This is a genomic window from Rhizobium sp. FG96 (genome assembly GCF_057808655.1).
This window is the reverse complement of record NZ_JBMDIL010000013.1, coordinates 98,414-113,167: the sequence shown is the minus strand read 5'-3', so window position 1 is coordinate 113,167 and position 14,754 is coordinate 98,414. Positions and strand designations below refer to the sequence as shown.

The 14,754-nt window shown below is 59.6% G+C and carries 19 protein-coding genes; 9 read left to right on the top strand and 10 right to left on the bottom strand.

The window, feature by feature from the left end:
* Positions 1-218: 218 nt before the first annotated feature.
* From ACODR6_RS23905 to ACODR6_RS23885, 5 genes are read right to left on the bottom strand one after another with little or no spacing between them, the layout of a single operon-like run.
* Positions 219-572: a DUF6867 family protein gene (locus tag ACODR6_RS23905; protein ID WP_489024804.1), complete on the bottom strand. Its 354-nt coding sequence runs from the start codon at positions 570-572 to the stop codon at positions 219-221.
* Between the two features lie 24 nt (positions 573-596).
* Positions 597-1,325 (bottom strand): ABC transporter ATP-binding protein, encoded by a 729-nt coding sequence (locus tag ACODR6_RS23900; RefSeq protein WP_489024802.1) that lies wholly within the window; start codon positions 1,323-1,325, stop codon positions 597-599.
* Positions 1,325-2,188, bottom strand: a complete 864-nt coding sequence (locus ACODR6_RS23895; protein WP_489024800.1) for an ABC transporter ATP-binding protein — start codon at positions 2,186-2,188, stop codon at positions 1,325-1,327. Before ACODR6_RS23895 ends, ACODR6_RS23900 begins: the two co-directional genes overlap by 1 nt.
* A complete protein-coding gene (gene livM, locus ACODR6_RS23890) occupies positions 2,188-3,579 on the bottom strand; it encodes a high-affinity branched-chain amino acid ABC transporter permease LivM (RefSeq protein WP_489024798.1) in 1,392 nt (463 codons plus the stop codon). The genes ACODR6_RS23895 and livM overlap by 1 nt, the downstream gene beginning before the upstream one ends.
* A gap of 5 nt (positions 3,580-3,584) precedes the next feature.
* Positions 3,585-4,487, bottom strand: a complete 903-nt coding sequence (locus tag ACODR6_RS23885) for a branched-chain amino acid ABC transporter permease (protein ID WP_075856523.1) — start codon at positions 4,485-4,487, stop codon at positions 3,585-3,587.
* Between the two features lie 475 nt (positions 4,488-4,962).
* Between ACODR6_RS23885 and cysQ the strand changes: the two genes are divergently transcribed.
* Both cysQ and ACODR6_RS23875 read left to right on the top strand, forming a co-directional pair.
* The gene (gene cysQ, locus ACODR6_RS23880; protein WP_199627672.1) at positions 4,963-5,751 is read left to right on the top strand and encodes a 3'(2'),5'-bisphosphate nucleotidase CysQ; all 789 of its coding nucleotides are present in this window, start codon (positions 4,963-4,965) and stop codon (positions 5,749-5,751) included.
* Positions 5,752-5,853: 102 nt separating this feature from the next.
* Positions 5,854-6,891, top strand: a complete 1,038-nt coding sequence (locus tag ACODR6_RS23875; protein ID WP_489024795.1) for a DUF2793 domain-containing protein — start codon at positions 5,854-5,856, stop codon at positions 6,889-6,891.
* 3 nt (positions 6,892-6,894) lie between these two features.
* On the opposite strand, the gene ACODR6_RS23870 is transcribed toward ACODR6_RS23875, so the two are convergent.
* The gene (locus ACODR6_RS23870) at positions 6,895-7,641 is read right to left on the bottom strand and encodes a LuxR C-terminal-related transcriptional regulator (protein WP_130283983.1); all 747 of its coding nucleotides are present in this window, start codon (positions 7,639-7,641) and stop codon (positions 6,895-6,897) included.
* Between the two features lie 396 nt (positions 7,642-8,037).
* Here ACODR6_RS23870 and sciP point away from each other — a divergent pair, with 396 nt between their 5' ends.
* The gene (gene sciP, locus ACODR6_RS23865) at positions 8,038-8,313 is read left to right on the top strand and encodes a CtrA inhibitor SciP (RefSeq protein WP_034476390.1); all 276 of its coding nucleotides are present in this window, start codon (positions 8,038-8,040) and stop codon (positions 8,311-8,313) included.
* Positions 8,314-8,332: 19 nt separating this feature from the next.
* Here the strand turns inward: sciP and ACODR6_RS23860 are convergent, their stop codons facing one another.
* On the bottom strand, positions 8,333-8,800 hold the full coding sequence (locus ACODR6_RS23860; RefSeq protein WP_112711434.1) for a paraquat-inducible protein A: 468 nt from the start codon (positions 8,798-8,800) through the stop codon (positions 8,333-8,335).
* Positions 8,801-8,914: 114 nt separating this feature from the next.
* Here ACODR6_RS23860 and ACODR6_RS23855 point away from each other — a divergent pair, with 114 nt between their 5' ends.
* From ACODR6_RS23855 to ACODR6_RS23845, 3 genes are read left to right on the top strand one after another with little or no spacing between them, the layout of a single operon-like run.
* Positions 8,915-9,193 carry a GNAT family N-acetyltransferase gene (locus ACODR6_RS23855; protein WP_112711435.1) on the top strand — a complete coding sequence of 93 codons (279 nt, stop codon included), beginning with the start codon at positions 8,915-8,917 and terminating at the stop codon, positions 9,191-9,193.
* Positions 9,194-9,250: 57 nt separating this feature from the next.
* Positions 9,251-9,514 carry a ribbon-helix-helix domain-containing protein gene (locus ACODR6_RS23850; RefSeq protein WP_203428180.1) on the top strand — a complete coding sequence of 88 codons (264 nt, stop codon included), beginning with the start codon at positions 9,251-9,253 and terminating at the stop codon, positions 9,512-9,514.
* A complete protein-coding gene (locus ACODR6_RS23845) occupies positions 9,511-9,801 on the top strand; it encodes a type II toxin-antitoxin system RelE/ParE family toxin (protein WP_203428179.1) in 291 nt (96 codons plus the stop codon). The genes ACODR6_RS23850 and ACODR6_RS23845 overlap by 4 nt, the downstream gene beginning before the upstream one ends.
* Before the next feature lie 110 nt (positions 9,802-9,911).
* Here the strand turns inward: ACODR6_RS23845 and ACODR6_RS23840 are convergent, their stop codons facing one another.
* Complete coding sequence (locus tag ACODR6_RS23840; RefSeq protein ID WP_112390402.1) at positions 9,912-10,262, bottom strand: flagellar export protein FliJ; 351 nt, start codon at positions 10,260-10,262, stop codon at positions 9,912-9,914.
* Between the two features lie 442 nt (positions 10,263-10,704).
* Between ACODR6_RS23840 and ctrA the strand changes: the two genes are divergently transcribed.
* A complete protein-coding gene (ctrA, locus tag ACODR6_RS23835) occupies positions 10,705-11,406 on the top strand; it encodes a response regulator transcription factor CtrA (protein WP_112711438.1) in 702 nt (233 codons plus the stop codon).
* 156 nt (positions 11,407-11,562) lie between these two features.
* On the opposite strand, the gene ACODR6_RS23830 is transcribed toward ctrA, so the two are convergent.
* Positions 11,563-11,925: a response regulator gene (locus ACODR6_RS23830; RefSeq protein WP_112711439.1), complete on the bottom strand. Its 363-nt coding sequence runs from the start codon at positions 11,923-11,925 to the stop codon at positions 11,563-11,565.
* 119 nt (positions 11,926-12,044) lie between these two features.
* Positions 12,045-12,692, bottom strand: coding sequence for a histidine phosphotransferase ChpT (gene chpT / locus ACODR6_RS23825; RefSeq protein ID WP_112711440.1), 648 nt, complete (start codon positions 12,690-12,692; stop codon positions 12,045-12,047).
* A gap of 189 nt (positions 12,693-12,881) precedes the next feature.
* Here chpT and ACODR6_RS23820 point away from each other — a divergent pair, with 189 nt between their 5' ends.
* Together ACODR6_RS23820 and ACODR6_RS23815 are read left to right on the top strand one after the other, a co-directional pair.
* Positions 12,882-13,478, top strand: coding sequence for a DUF1134 domain-containing protein (locus ACODR6_RS23820; protein WP_112711441.1), 597 nt, complete (start codon positions 12,882-12,884; stop codon positions 13,476-13,478).
* Positions 13,479-13,597: 119 nt separating this feature from the next.
* Positions 13,598-14,752 carry a hypothetical protein gene (locus tag ACODR6_RS23815; RefSeq protein ID WP_489024791.1) on the top strand — a complete coding sequence of 385 codons (1,155 nt, stop codon included), beginning with the start codon at positions 13,598-13,600 and terminating at the stop codon, positions 14,750-14,752.
* Positions 14,753-14,754 lie beyond the last annotated feature (2 nt).

Sequence of the window (14,754 nt, the reverse complement as noted above, 5' to 3'; positions counted from 1 at the left end):
GTATTTACTCCCAATTTTTGGGCGGGTTCCGGTCCAAGACCCAGCGCATTACCCACCATCGTCTGCGCCGGGGAAGCTGTTCCACTCTGGGGGCACGAAACCGGATTGTCCGGCTTTTGGCCATGCCCTTCGATTTTTGTCAGTGGCGGATTTCCGTTTCAAGTCGAAGACTTGGGTCACCGCCGCTGAGGCAATTCATGCCTAGTTTCAACGGGCTGTCAATGTTTGTTCTTCCACGAGAAGGCGGAAGTTTTTTCGTACAGCCAGTAATAGTTGTTGACCATCTGATTGGTGCGGCGATAGCGGAAGCCGGCCGTCGAGAAGACCAGCAGCAGCACGAAATCGATGATGTAGTAGAAGCCGCTCAGCATCGGGCCGTCGAACAGCGCGTGATGCAGGAACTGCATCACCCAGGCGAGCAGGAAGGTATAGGCAATCACCAGCGGGTAATTGCTCCAGCCATCGGCTGCGGCCTTGCCGGCGCGCCATGCGGTCCAGAAACCGATCAGCATGACGATGGCGCGGATGACGGTTCTGACGCCCATATCCGGTTCGAAGAAAAGTCCCTGCATGTCAAAGTCTCCCTTCTGCCCGGATCAATGCCGTCCGCCTTCGAGATAGGCGGCGCGGACTTCGGGATTGGCAAGCAGCTCCTTGCCGGAACCGCTCATCGTCACCTTGCCGTTCACCATCACGTAAGCGCGGTGCGAAAGCTTGAGGGCAGCAAATGCGTTCTGCTCGACGAGGAAGACCGTCAGGCCTTCCGTTTCGTTGAGCTTCTTGATCGCCTCGAAAATGCCCTTGACGATCAGCGGTGCGAGACCGAGCGACGGCTCGTCGAGAAGCAGGAGCTTCGGACGGGCCATCAGCGCGCGGCCGATCGACAGCATCTGCTGTTCGCCGCCCGAAAGCGTGCCGCCGCGCTGCGTCTGGCGTTCCTTCAGGCGCGGGAACATGACGAAGATCTTTTCGAGATCCTCGTGGAAATACTTGAGGTTATCGAGGCCCGCGCCCATCTGGAGGTTTTCCAGAACGGTCATGCGCGGGAAGATACGGCGCCCTTCCGGCGACTGCGCGATGCGCAGCCGCGCGATCTCGTGCGTCGGAAGCTTTGTGATATCCTTGCCGTCGAAGATGATCGAGCCGGTGCGCGCCTGCGGGCTGCCGCAGATCGTCATCATCAGCGTCGACTTGCCGGCGCCGTTGGCACCGATCAGGCTGACGATTTCACCTTTGTTGACTTCGACATCGATGCCGGCGAGCGCGCGGATATTGCCGTAATAGGTCTCGACGCCCTGAACCTTGAGAAGCTGTTCCCCGGCCATCAGTGTGCGCCCCCTTCTACGGTCGCGATGACCTCTTCGACTTCTTCGTCTTCGACGCCGAGATAGGCCGCAATGACCTTCGGGTCGTTCTTCACATGATCGGGCGTGCCGTCGGAGATCTTCTGGCCGTATTCGAGGACGACGACGTGGTCGGAGATTTCCATGACGACGGACATGTCGTGCTCGATGAGCAGGATCGACGTGCCGGTTTCGGCACGGATACCCTGCAGCAGCTCGTTGAGCGCCAGCGATTCACGCGGGTTGAGACCGGCGGCCGGTTCGTCGAGGCAGAGCAGTTCCGGACCGGTGCACATCGCACGGGCGATTTCCAGGCGGCGCTGCGCGCCGTAAGGCAGGTCGCCGGCCGGGTCGTCGGCGCGATCGATCAGATCGGCCTTTTCCAGCCAGTAGCGGGCGAGCTCGATGGAAGCAGCAGCCTCCTTCTTGTAGCCGCCGATGCCGAGCAGGCCGAGGATCGTGTAGCCCGAGGCCTTCATCAGCTTGTTGTGCTGCGCGACCAGCAGATTTTCCAGAACCGTCAGGCCCGAGAAAAGGCGGATGTTCTGGAAGGTACGGGCGACCTTGGCTTCCTTGGTGATCCGGAAGTCGGGAAGACGCTCGAGCAGATACTGCTTTCCGTCCTTCTGGTTCATGGTGATCATGCCCATCGTCGGCTTGTAGAAGCCGGTGATGCAGTTGAACACGGTGGTCTTGCCGGCGCCGTTCGGGCCGATCAGCGCGGTGATATCGCCGCGCCTGGCTTCGAAGGAGAGATCGTTGATGGCCATCAGACCACCGAACTTCATCGACAGGTGCTCGACCTTGAGCAGGGTATCTTTCGACATCGTTTCTACAGGGCTCATCAGCCGTGGCCCTCCTTGGTGAAGCTTCCGGATACCGCCTTGCGCTCCTTGAGGAAGGCGGTCGGTTCACGCGAGCCGACAAAACCGCGCGGCTTGAACAGCATGACCACGACCATGGCCAGGCCGAAGAGCAGCATGCGGTAGAGTTCCGGCGTGAAATCGGGGCCGAAGACGACCTTCAGGAAGTCCATTTCGCGCAGCACTTCCGTGCCGCCGACCATGACGACGGCCGCAATCGCGATACCGGTCAGCGAACCCATGCCGCCGAGAACGACGATGGCAAGAATGACGGCCGATTCCAGGAAGACGAAGGATTCAGGCGAGACGAAGCCCTGACGCGCTGCGAAGAACGAGCCGGCGAAACCGCCGAACATGGCGCCCGTCGCAAAGGCGGTGAGCTTGGTCGTGACCGTGTTGATGCCGAGCGAACGGCAGGCGATTTCGTCCTCGCGCAGAGCTTCCCAGGCGCGGCCGATCGGCATGCGGCGAAGCCGGATGGTGACGTAGGCCGTGATCAGGCAGAGCGCCAGGATCAGATAGAACAGGAAGATCTTGTAATAGGCGGACGACATCGGCAGGCCGAGCAGCTTGGCAAAGCCGCCGGCGGACGCATCGAACGGAATGCCGAACAGCGTTGCTTTCGGAATACCGGAGATGCCGAACGTACCCTTGGTCAAATCGGTCCAGTTGATGAGGACGAGACGGATGATTTCACCGAAGGCGAGCGTCACGATGGCGAGGTAATCGCCGCGCAGACGCAGGACCGGGAAGCCGAGGATGATGCCCCAGAGAGCGGCGAAGATGCCCGAAAGCGGCAACAGCACCCAGAAGGACAGGCCGAAATAGCTGGAGAGCAGCGCGTAGGAATAGGCGCCGACAGCGTAGAAGGCGACATAACCGAGGTCGAGAAGACCGGCCAGACCGACGACGATGTTCAGGCCCCAGGCCAGCATCACGTAGATGAGGATCTGGATACCGAAGTTGTCGACCCACTTCAGCGAGCCCTGTGCGCCGACCAGCGCATAGATCACCATCGGGTAGAGCAGCAGCGCCACCAGAGCGATCTTCAGGAAATGCGTGTGGAAGAAGCCCTTGTCCGTCGAGATATCGAGCTCGCCGTGCTTTGCCTTGGCAAGCTTGCGGCGGTTGATGTTCGGCTGGACGAAGACGACCATGATGAAGCGGCCGATGGCGGCGATTGCGACGAAGATCGCAAGCAGGCCCCAGCGCTGAACGATGATCAGTTCGTTATTGATGTTCTGCTGCGTGCCGAGACCGACATAGAGAACGAACAGGCCGAGCGAGACGAGACCGGTGAAGAAAGCTTCACGGATACCCTTCTGGACAAGCCCGGCCTCGGGCTTGTCTGCGGAAGTTTCGATGTTTGCCATGACGTTTATACCTTCTCGACTTCCGGCCGTCCGAGAATACCGGTCGGCTTGAAGATCAGGACGAAAGCCAGGATCGCGAAGGTCGCGACGTCCTTGTAGGCGATGGTGAAATATGCGGACCAGAGCGACTCGATGAGGCCGATCAGCAGACCACCGAAGACTGCACCCGGCAGCGAGCCGATACCGCCGAGAACGGCAGCCGTGAACGCCTTGACGCCAGGGGTGAAGCCATCCGTGAAGGACGCAACGCCATAATACATCAGGTACATCGTACCGGCGACGGCAGCGAGCGCGGCGCCCATGATGAAGGTGATGGAGATCGTCTGGTCGACATTGACGCCGAGAAGCGCCGCCATCTTGCGGTCCTGCTCGGTGGCGCGCTGGGCGCGGCCGAGCGCCGTGCGGTTCACGAGGTACCAGAAGGCAGCCAGAAGAACGACGGTGATGACGATGATGATGATCTGCTTCAGCGAGACCGAGATACCGCCGATATTATAGACCGAACTTACCAGCGGCGGGATCGGCTTGTTGCGCGGGCCCTGCGTCACCTGGATAAAGTTGGAAAGCGTGATCGACATGCCGATCGCGGTGATCAGCGGCGCCAGGCGGAACGAACCGCGCAGCGGACGGTATGCAACTCGCTCGATCGTCCAGTTCCACAAACTCGTCATCAGCATCGCAACAACAAGCATCGCCAGCAGAAGAACTGCTACCGGAAGACCTGCAAAGATGGATGTGAGAACGAGAAAGACGATAAGAGCAGCGAAACCACCGAGCATGAAGACATCGCCATGGGCGAAATTGATCATGCCGACAATGCCGTAAACCATCGTATAGCCAATAGCGACGAGACCATAGATGGATCCAAGAGTCAGCCCATTGAAGAGCTGCTGGATAAAGTACTCCATATGTCATTTCCCCTGGATGCGAACCAACATGGCTGCATCTCTTTTTGGTTAGGGCTCCGCTTTTAAATCGGAACCTCGTAGCCGCATGCATAGCGCTTTCAGGGAAAATGTGAAGACAAAAAGGCTTTACTGAGTCAGATTCTTGCTCAACTGCGCTTAAATGGCGCGATACAAATCAAAATCCACACGAAAAAGGCATTATATGACAAAAATTTAGCCAAACCGCGCCTGTGGATTAACCATTGCGGCAATTCGGTGGCAGCCATCATTTCCGATTTGCGAATGCTATTCCACAAGACTGGAATTCGAAGCAAATTCTGACCGGCTAAAACACGAGCCGGTGAAAACTATTCCAGGCCACCGCCTTTGGCTGCGACCAGCAGGAAAAATGCAAAACTCTGGCCTCATCCCTATATTTGCGGCTATAGTTGCCGCTTCGCCGGGTTCGCTTCCCGGTCCCAAACCGCAAGAGCCGATGCTATCGACATTCGAAAATGCAGCCCTGGAAGCAGGACGGAAGATCATCGAGATATTCCGCGCCGGATGCACAGTCTCGACCAAGGCCGATGCCACGCCGGTGACACTCGCCGATCATGAAGCCGAGATCATCATCCTGGCGCATCTGAGCCGCGACTTCCCCGACATTCCTGTCATCGCCGAGGAATCGGTGGCCGCGGGACATGTGCCTGACATCGCCGGCCGACCCTTCTTCCTTGTCGATCCGCTCGATGGCACGCGCGAGTTCGTCGACAAGCGCAAGGAATTCACGGTCAATATCGCCTATATCGAAAACGGCGTTCCGCTGGCGGGCATCGTCTACGCCCCTGCCCTCGGCGTCGCCTTCGTCGGCGAATCGGGCAGCGCCGAGAAACTGCATGTCGGCGACGACTTCACCGTTGACCGCCGCGAGAAGATCGCCGTGCGCGACGAGCCGGAGCATCGCCTGGCGCTCGCCAGCCGTTGCCACAACAGCCCGGCCACCGACAGCTTCCTGAAGAAGCACGCCATTTCCGAATGCACCAATATCGGTTCGTCGCTGAAATTCTGCCTGCTCGCCGAGGGCAAGGCCGATGTCTACCCGCGCTTTACCCGCACGATGGAGTGGGACACGGCCGCGGGTGACGCGGTGCTCAGGGCCGCGGGCGGCACGACGCTGACGCTGGACGGCGAGCCTCTCGGCTACGGCAAGCCCGGCGATCCGGATTTCGTCAATCCGGATTTCATCTCTTGGGGCAGCCGCAAGCGGGCGCTGCAGCGCGCATAAGCAAGGCCGAAATGGCTTGGAGATCAGCAGCAAGCGAGCCTTGCCCTCCCCGCGCATCTGAGCGGACATAAGATCAGCGGCACCGCTATGGAGGCCGCATGCATGTCCGACATGACAATCAATCTCGCCCTTCCCTATATCCTGCCGTCGCAGGCCCAGAAGCACGTCACCCATAACGAAGCGCTGCAGCTGATCGATGCCGTGACCCAGTTGACGATATCAGCCGAAGCGTCAGCCGCACCGGAAGACCCGGCCGAAGGCGCCTGCTATCTCGTCTCTGCTGGGGCAACCGGCATCTGGTCAGGCAAGGACGGCCGTCTCGCCTTCCGGCAGGACGGCGCCTGGATCTACATTCTGCCGCGCGATGGCTGGCGGGCCTATTTCGCCGCCGTATCGAGGCTCCGCGTCTTCGCCGCCGGCGTCTGGAGCGATCTGGTACCGCCACCGCCGGCCAGCCTGCCGCTTCTCGGCCTGAACGCCAGCGCCGACGCACAGAACCGGCTGGCCGTCGCCTCCCCCGCCAGCCTCTTCAATCATGAGGGCCACGGCCATCAGGTGAAGGTCAACAAGGCCTCCGCCGCCGAAACGGCCTCGCTGCTCTTCCAGTCCAACTGGTCGGGCCGGGCCGAGATGGGGCTTGCCGGAAATGATGAATTCGCAATCAAGGTCAGCGGTGACGGGTCTGCCTGGGAAACGGCGCTGGCGATAGCCGCAGGTGGCATCGTCAAGACCCCGGCCCGCCCGGTCGCTCGCGCCGCCCTGGCGGCGGCGACCACGACGCCCGGCAACAACACCCGCACCGGCTTCAACGCGCTGCATGTGCAACAGGGCGGCTTTTCGCTTGGCGCAGCCGTCCCCTCCGGCGGCGGCAACCGGCTGACGGTTCCGGCCTCGGGTCTCTATCTGCTGATTCTGTCGGTGAGCACCGTGACGAGCTCGGCTTATGGCGCGCGGCTGGAAGCCAATGGCAGCACCGCGCTTGCAGCGATCGCCGGCGTGGCGACCACCGTCGCATCAAGACAGACGGCCTTCGGCCTCGCCCAGCTTGCCGCCGGCGACTGGCTGTCGATCCTGCATACGGGAACGGCGCAATATAAGTTCGGCGCCGGAGAAACGGAGATCAGTGCGATCCTGCTCTAGGGATCAGAGCAGGCGGTAACGGAGCGCACGGGCGACGGCCTGCATGCGATTGACCGAATCGAGCTTGCGCATCGCGCTCTTCAGATAGCCGACGACGGTATGCGACGAGAGATCGAGAATGATGGCAATCTCGTCGCTGCTTTTTCCAGCCGCCGACCAGCGCAGACATTCGATTTCGCGCCGCGTCAGCGTTTCAGCCGGCCCTTCTTCACCGCGATTGGCAATGCTGAACCGGTCGAGCGCCTGCATCGCCGCGAAGAAAAGCGCCATCTGCTCTTCATATTCAAGCGCAGCGCGCGTTCCGGAGAATGCAAAGATGTACTGTTTTAGATCAGCGTCATGCAGCGAAAAGCCGAAAGTTGCCTGCAGGCCATGCATCTGGAAGACCGCGTTCAACCGGCGGTTTTCAATATTTGCAGCCGCGCCGCCAAAAGTTCCCGCATTGCAATAGACCGGGATGATCGTGTGCTTCAGCGCGTTAACCAGCTCGCTGCAGTAAAACATGTCGGCCTCTTCATAGAGGTTGACGAGCGTCTGCGGCCAGTTGCTGGCAATGCGGTTTTCGACAAAGGAGGTGGCGTCGCCGCGTGGGAAGGATGCAATAAGAAAGAAATCGAAGCCCGCTTCCTTGGTCATGCGCTCAAGGCTGCGCTTGAACTCGATCTTGAGATCGCCTTGGCGGGCGGTGGTAGAAAGCGAAAAAGCGTTATCGTCTGCGCAGTTACGCACTGCGCGCTCACGTCTCGTCATCTCTTATGTCCTCAACCGCGCGCGCCTGCCCAGCTCTCGCACCGGCAGGCCATCCACGGCGCCGGAAACAGCAAAAGAAAGCCGCGAAGCCCCGCGTCGGCGGGACGGGAGCTGCAAACACTATTCTTTGACTGATACTGCGAGAAGAACGGAGACGATGTCTTGCGCTCATTCTTAATGTTGCAGCGCTTATAAATCTTCCCGCGAAATATAGATATTATTTATTACGCATGGGAGCCATGCAGCCGGCTCAAATTGACGTAACGGAAGTTCGTCCCGGGGTGGGTAGCTCCGGCACTTAAAGTTGTTATCAAAGTCTTACGATCAGTTTAGGCAATTTTTAAATGTGACGGGCTAGAGTGCCATCTGTGGTCTTGAGTTGTGTAGAGAGTCCCAATGACCGAAATGATACGACCCCGAGTAAAATATGTCATCGGCCCCGATGGCAGCCCGCTTACGATTGCGGACCTTCCCCCGCCGAATACCCGGCGCTGGGTGATCCGTCGCAAGGCTGAGGTTGTCGCGGCAGTTCGCGGTGGCCTGTTGAGCTTGGAAGAAGCGTGCGAGCGTTACACGCTCACCGTTGAAGAATTCCTGTCCTGGCAGTCGTCGATCAGCAGCCACGGCCTTGCCGGCCTGCGCACGACGCGTATCCAGCAGTACCGCCACTAATCGCCGCAAGGCAACGACATTACTTCGGGCCGGACGCATTCTCGCTCAGAGAATGAAGAAGGCCCGAAATTATTGTCGACGCGGCGTAGCACCAGAGGCCGGGCTGGGTGAAAGCATCCGCAAGCCCCGTCGTCTTTGCCGCCGCAATCACGACCGCCACCAATAAAACGTCCATCATTGACCACTTGGACAGGTGAGGTACGGCGTGACGATAAAACCAGCTGCCGGTTCCGCCGCCGGCCGCTGTCGCCTCAACGGCGAGACTGACAATCTTGCAGACCGGCAGAATGATCGACACGAGAACGACGATCGCCGCAAGCAATGCATCGCCGCCGCTCCACAGCGAAGCGATGATCCCGATCAGCGACGGCGTCTCGTCGAAAAAGTAAAGCGTCTCGAAGCGGATCAGCGGCAGCACCAGCCCAAGCGCCAGAAAGAACGGCGCCGCAACCAGAAGCACCGGCTTTATCCACGCCAATCTCGCCATCAATCCCTCTCCCCCATCAATCCGATGAACACTGCGTCGCCACCTGTCCCGGCTTGTGAGCCCCTGCCCGCCATGCCACGTTCGGGCAACGCAACTCTTTCGGAGGACAATAGAATGGATATCCGCAACGAAGAAAATGCCTCGGGCGGCCGTTATGTCGCTGAAGTCGAGGGACACGAGGCCGAAATGAGCTATTCCCGCACCTCGCCGAAGCTCGTCATCATCGACCACACCGGTGTACCCGATGCCCTGCGCGGCAAGGGCGTCGGCCAGGCACTCGCCCTGCACGCCGTCGAGGAAGCCCGCAAGGGCGGCTGGAAGATCTTCGCGCTCTGCCCTTTCTTCAAGGCACAGTCCCAGCGCCACGAGGAATGGCGCGATGTCGTGAACTGAGAGGCATTTGGCAAACGCGCGTCCACCGATTATCCTGTTTGCATCAAGAGGTGACCGATGGCTCGCTTAACAATATCGCTTTCCGATCAGCAGAGTGACTGGGTCGAAAGCCGCGTCAGCAAAGGCAACTATGCCAATGCTGAAGACTATCTGCGCGACCTGATCCTGATGGACCGGACGCAGCAGGGCGAGACGCTGTCGGTCACCGAACTTCAGGACATCGTCGCTGCGTCGCGTGCAAGCGGCACCGGCAAGCGAAGCGTGGATGAGATTTTCGCCGAGGCGGAAGCGCTCGCTGCGCGCCGCACCGGTGCCTCTTGAGCCGATATGTCTTAACCGCGCGCGCCGAGCGCGACCTCCTCGCCATTTTTCTGCAAAGCATCGAGCTCTTCGGCGTGCCTCAGGCGAGGCGCTACCGGGACAGCCTGAAGAACTGTTTCGAATTGATCGCCGGCAACCCCGATATGGGACGGCCCGCCAGCAGGATTGGCGAGGGTGTCAGGCGCCACGAGCACCAAAGCCACATCATTCTTTATGACAAGGTTAGCGAAGGCGTGCGCATCCTGGCGCTGGTTCCGTCGAAAAGCGTCCGTCTTCTGAAACTCTGACGGTCAAAAAAACACCAAAAGCCACGTATGACGGACTGAGGCCCATCATACGTGGCTTTTTCTTCGGCGATTCCCCAGGATGCCGGTGACGGCATCCATCGCCAGCTTGATTACGCCCGTGCGCGAATTGCGCCGTCACGCTCCTCGAGGGCGGCTGCGCGGGCATATTCTGCCTGCATCTCCTCGAGCGCCTGTTCCAGAGCTTCTTCCTGCATCTTCAGTTCCTTGATCGAAACCTGAAGATTGTCGGCGCGCTGACGAGCGGCCTTGGCGAAGGTCGGGTAGGCGAAGTGATTCGGATCGGAAATGCCGGACTTCTTCTCTTCGACGACGATCTGGCTTTCCAGATCCTTCGTCATCCGTTCGAATTCCGACATCATCATCTGCAATTGCTGCAGCTGACGTCGTTTTTCGTTCACCTGAAACTCCTTCAGGCGAACTAGGCTCTCACGCGACTTCATACGCATTACTCCAGTGATGCGAGACCCCGGCTCTACTAAATTGCCCCTTGCGCACCGCTTTGAGACGGTTTGCCCAAAAAATTTCCGTCGGTATTAACAAAAACCTACCGCTGGTAACCTTTCGTTTACGGGCATCGTTAATGATAGGCCCGATGATTTAAGGCTCGGTAAACATCACTACGCGATTTCCGAAACCTTTTCATTGCTGAGTCGAATGAATCGCTTAGCGGCCGTTCTTAATGTAAAAGTTAAGGATTTGGCCTTGCGGATTCTCGTTGGAAAACAGCGGAATGGACAAAATATTTAATAAATTCGTTACCCCTTGCCAGAGTGGAATAGAATTTGTTAACCATTTCGTGGCAGCTTCCAAATCACGCAGTGACATATTTCGGTATCGCGTAGGGGGCCAGACCACCTTTCGGCGGCGGTAAAGGGGATAATAATGCGGGTACTACTGATTGAAGACGACAGCGCGACAGCGCAGAGCATCGAACTGATGCTCAAGTCCGAGAGTTTTAACGTTTACACCACCGATCTCGGTGAAGAAGGCGTCGACCTCGGCAAACTGTATGATTACGACATCATCCTTCTCGATTTGAACCTTCCCGACATGTCCGGATATGAAGTGCTTCGCACTCTCCGCCTGTCCAAGGTCAAGACACCGATCCTCATCCTCTCGGGTATGGCCGGCATCGAAGACAAGGTCCGCGGTCTCGGCTTCGGCGCCGACGACTACATGACCAAGCCGTTCCACAAGGACGAGCTCGTCGCTCGCATCCACGCCATCGTCCGCCGTTCGAAGGGCCACGCTCAGTCGGTCATCATGACGGGCGAGCTCATCGTCAACCTCGACGCCAAGACCGTCGAAGTCGGTGGCCAGCGCGTTCACCTGACGGGCAAGGAATACCAGATGCTGGAGCTGCTTTCGCTCCGCAAGGGCACCACGCTCACCAAGGAAATGTTCCTGAACCACCTCTATGGCGGCATGGACGAACCGGAACTGAAGATCATCGACGTCTTCATCTGCAAGCTGCGCAAGAAGCTCGCGAATGCTGCCGGCGGCGCCAACTACATCGAAACCGTCTGGGGCCGCGGCTATGTGCTGCGCGAGCCCGATGGCAGCGAATACGCCGAAAGCGCCTGATACCGAACCCCCTTTACCAATTCAGAAATCCCGCCCTTCCGGCGGGATTTTTTTGTTTGTGCGGGTCGCAAGGTAGCGGAAATCTGCCACTGCATAGACAAACGCAAAATGCTCGGGACAGGCCCGAGCATCGTAAGAACTTGAAATGGAAGAGAATTAGGCGGCGATCGCCCGGTTGCCGAAGACGGCGGTCAGGATCTTGCGATCGAAGGGCTTCAGCAGGAAGTCGGTCGCCCCTGCCCGCTTGCCGGCCATCAGCTTCTTCAGATCGGCCTCGATGACGCAGTAATAGATCTTCACTTCCTTGCCGCCATCCATGCCGCGGATGGTGGTGATCAGCTCGAGGGCACCCTCGATGCCGGAATCGACGATGAGGTAATCGGGCAGTTCCGTCTGGCAGGCCGACAGCGCTTCGGAAGCGTTTGACGCCTCGCTGACCAGGAAATCGAGTTCGGACAGGATACGCTTTCCGACCTTGCGAACGACGTCCGAACTGTCGGTGATCATGAAACGCTGCATGACTGCTCCTTCGCCCCACTTCTGTCCCGGTGGCGCTTCCTCAGCCTGAAAGGATAGGTCGATTAGGCTAAGGAAGTCTTACCGAGAAAGAGACAAACTGCTCTCATGCAACCGTAACGTTAGGCCGCAGCGATTTCGGCTGTAAAAATAATCTCTTCGCCGGTTGCCGAATGACCGAGCTGCATGCCGCATTCCTCGGCGAGCAGGACGGTGTAATAGGGCTGGATCGAGTGGGCATCGACAGCCTCTTCGACATGGCCGGAAGCGATCTCGACGAATTTCGGCGGCATGCGCATCAGCTTGCCCTTGGCGACGAGCTTGAACTTGGCGTCGAATTCCGGATTTTCGAGCGTGATCTCGATCGAGCCGCCGCGCGGGATCGAGGAGTAGGCAACGAGGAACAGGTTGAGCAGCAGCTTGACGCGGTTCTTGGCGACGATGGCGCGCGGCCCGGTCCAGGTGACCTCGGTCTTCTTCTCGGCGGCCGCGAAATCCTTGGCAGCGCGCTCGGCTTCACCTGTGTCGATCGACGCGCCGACGGAGCCGGAGGCACCGAAGGCAAGGCGGGCGAACTTGAGGCGGACGGAGGCGTTCAGCGCGCTGGTGCGGATCAGATCCATGGCATCGGCGTCGGCGCCGCCCTCATCGAGCAGTTCCAGGCCGTTGTTGATGGCGCCGACGGGCGAGATGACGTCATGGCACACGCGGCTGCAAAGAAGAGCAGCCAGGTCCGGGCCGGTCAAAGTAAGATTTGGGTTCTTGGACATCATCGTCTCCTGATGGCGAATACTTCATTCCGCCATATCTTGCCTGATCAAAATTGCACGAAGTTTGCGCCCGTACTCGGCGCCATAATGACACCATATTTGGTAAACCGATTGTTAAGACGATCGGAGCAAAATGCGTCAATTGCCGGAAACGGCTCATTGAACCGACCATGATGAACGGATGACACCATGCACCTTCAATCCCCAGGAAGATTTATGGGCTTCTGCCGGCTTATTGTCGCGCTGACCATTTCTGCATTCATGCTCTCCTCGCAGCAGGCGGCCGCCCAGCAGGCCAACAGCAGTCAGTACACCGTGCAGGAGATCGTCGACGCCGGCCACTCCTTCTTTGGCTCCACCAGCGGCGGCCTCGCCAAGGTTGTCGAAGCCGCCTTCCAGAAATACGGCCTGCCGAACGGCTACATTCTCGGCCAGGAAGGCTCTGGCGCCTTCATCGCCGGCCTGACCTATGGCGAGGGCCAGCTCAACACCAAGAATGCCGGCGAGCATCCGCTCTACTGGCAGGGCCCGTCTCTCGGCATCGACTACGGCGGTCAGGGCACCCGCGTCATGATGCTGGTCTACGACCTTCCCTCGATCGACAGCATCTATGCCCGTTTCGGCGGCGTCAGCGGCCAGGCCTTCGTCATCGCCGGCTTCGGCATGACGCTTCTGAAGAACAACAATGTCCTCGTCGTGCCGATCCGCACCGGCGTCGGCGCCCGCCTCGGCGTCAATGTCGGCTACCTGAAGATCACCCCCGGCCCGACCTGGAACCCCTTCTGATAATGGAGTGGACGGCGGGATTCTTGCCCGCCGTCACCCATCCGCCACTTGCCGCGCGCGCATCGCGTGCGTAATCATTGGCGCGAAGCAAATCACTTTCTGGAAGCATTGACCGCGCCGTGATCGAATACGCTCTTCTATTCGGGCTGGGTTTTCTGACAGCGGCCTTCCTGGTCTTCCTGGTTTCCCCCGCCATCCACCGCCGCATCGTCTGGTATACGGAAAACCGGATGAAGGCGACGATGCCGCTGAGCCCGCAGGAGGTGCGCGCCCAGAAGGATATGGTCCGCGCCCTCTACGCCGCCGACAATGCCCGCACCACGCAGGATCTTGCCCGTGAGCGCGAGAAGTCGCTGTCGCTGCAGCTGCGCCACGATTCGCTGGCGCTCGATGCCGGCCGGCTGGCCGCCGAGATCAGCACCCTGCAGGGCCAGATCAGCGATCTCAACGTCGAGGCCGCCGAACTGCGCTCTCACCTGCGCAAGGACGAGAACTATATCAGCCAGCTGAAGACCAGCCTTCATATTGCCGAGCAGTCGAGCTCACAGAAGGAAGGCGAACTCGAAGCGCTGCGCAGCCGCCTGAACAAGCTTGCCGAACAGTCCGACAACCTGAAGATCGACATGGCGGCTCGCGAAACCGAGATCGAAAGCGTCAAGTTCCGCGCCAATGCGCTGCGCGACGAGCGCGATACGCTGCGCCAGGACGTCAACCTCCTGCAGAAGCGCGCCAAGGATGCCGAGCAGAAGCTGACCCAGCAGGAACACATGGTGATCCGCCTGGAAGACAAGGCTGCCCGCGAAACGGCATCCGCTTCCGACAAGGAGACGCTGCTCACCCGCCGCCAGCAGGAAATCGCCAAGCTGAAGGAACAGCTGAAGGGCGCCAATTCCGAGCTGCGCAAGGCAAGCCGCGCCATGCGCGACGCCGGCGTTTCCGGCTCGCTGCTGAACGCCCTGCCCGATGCACCACCGGCCGAGCCGGAAGAGAGCATCGATCCTGCCGCCGTTGCCGCAAGTCTGGCAGACGATGTCCGCACCCGCAGTGCCGACGTCTCCGACCGCATCCTCAAGGCCAAGACCGTCACCGGCAAGGACAGCGCGCTGCGCGAAGAGATCGCCTCGATCGCTGCCAAGGTGGTCGCGCTGACGGCATTGAAGGAAGGCGAGACCTCGCCGATCCGCAAGCTGCTGCCTGAAACCGCCGAGACCGGCGCTCAGGACCGCCTCAATCTCGCCGGCCGTGCCGCCGCGATCCTTACCGAAGACAAGTAAGC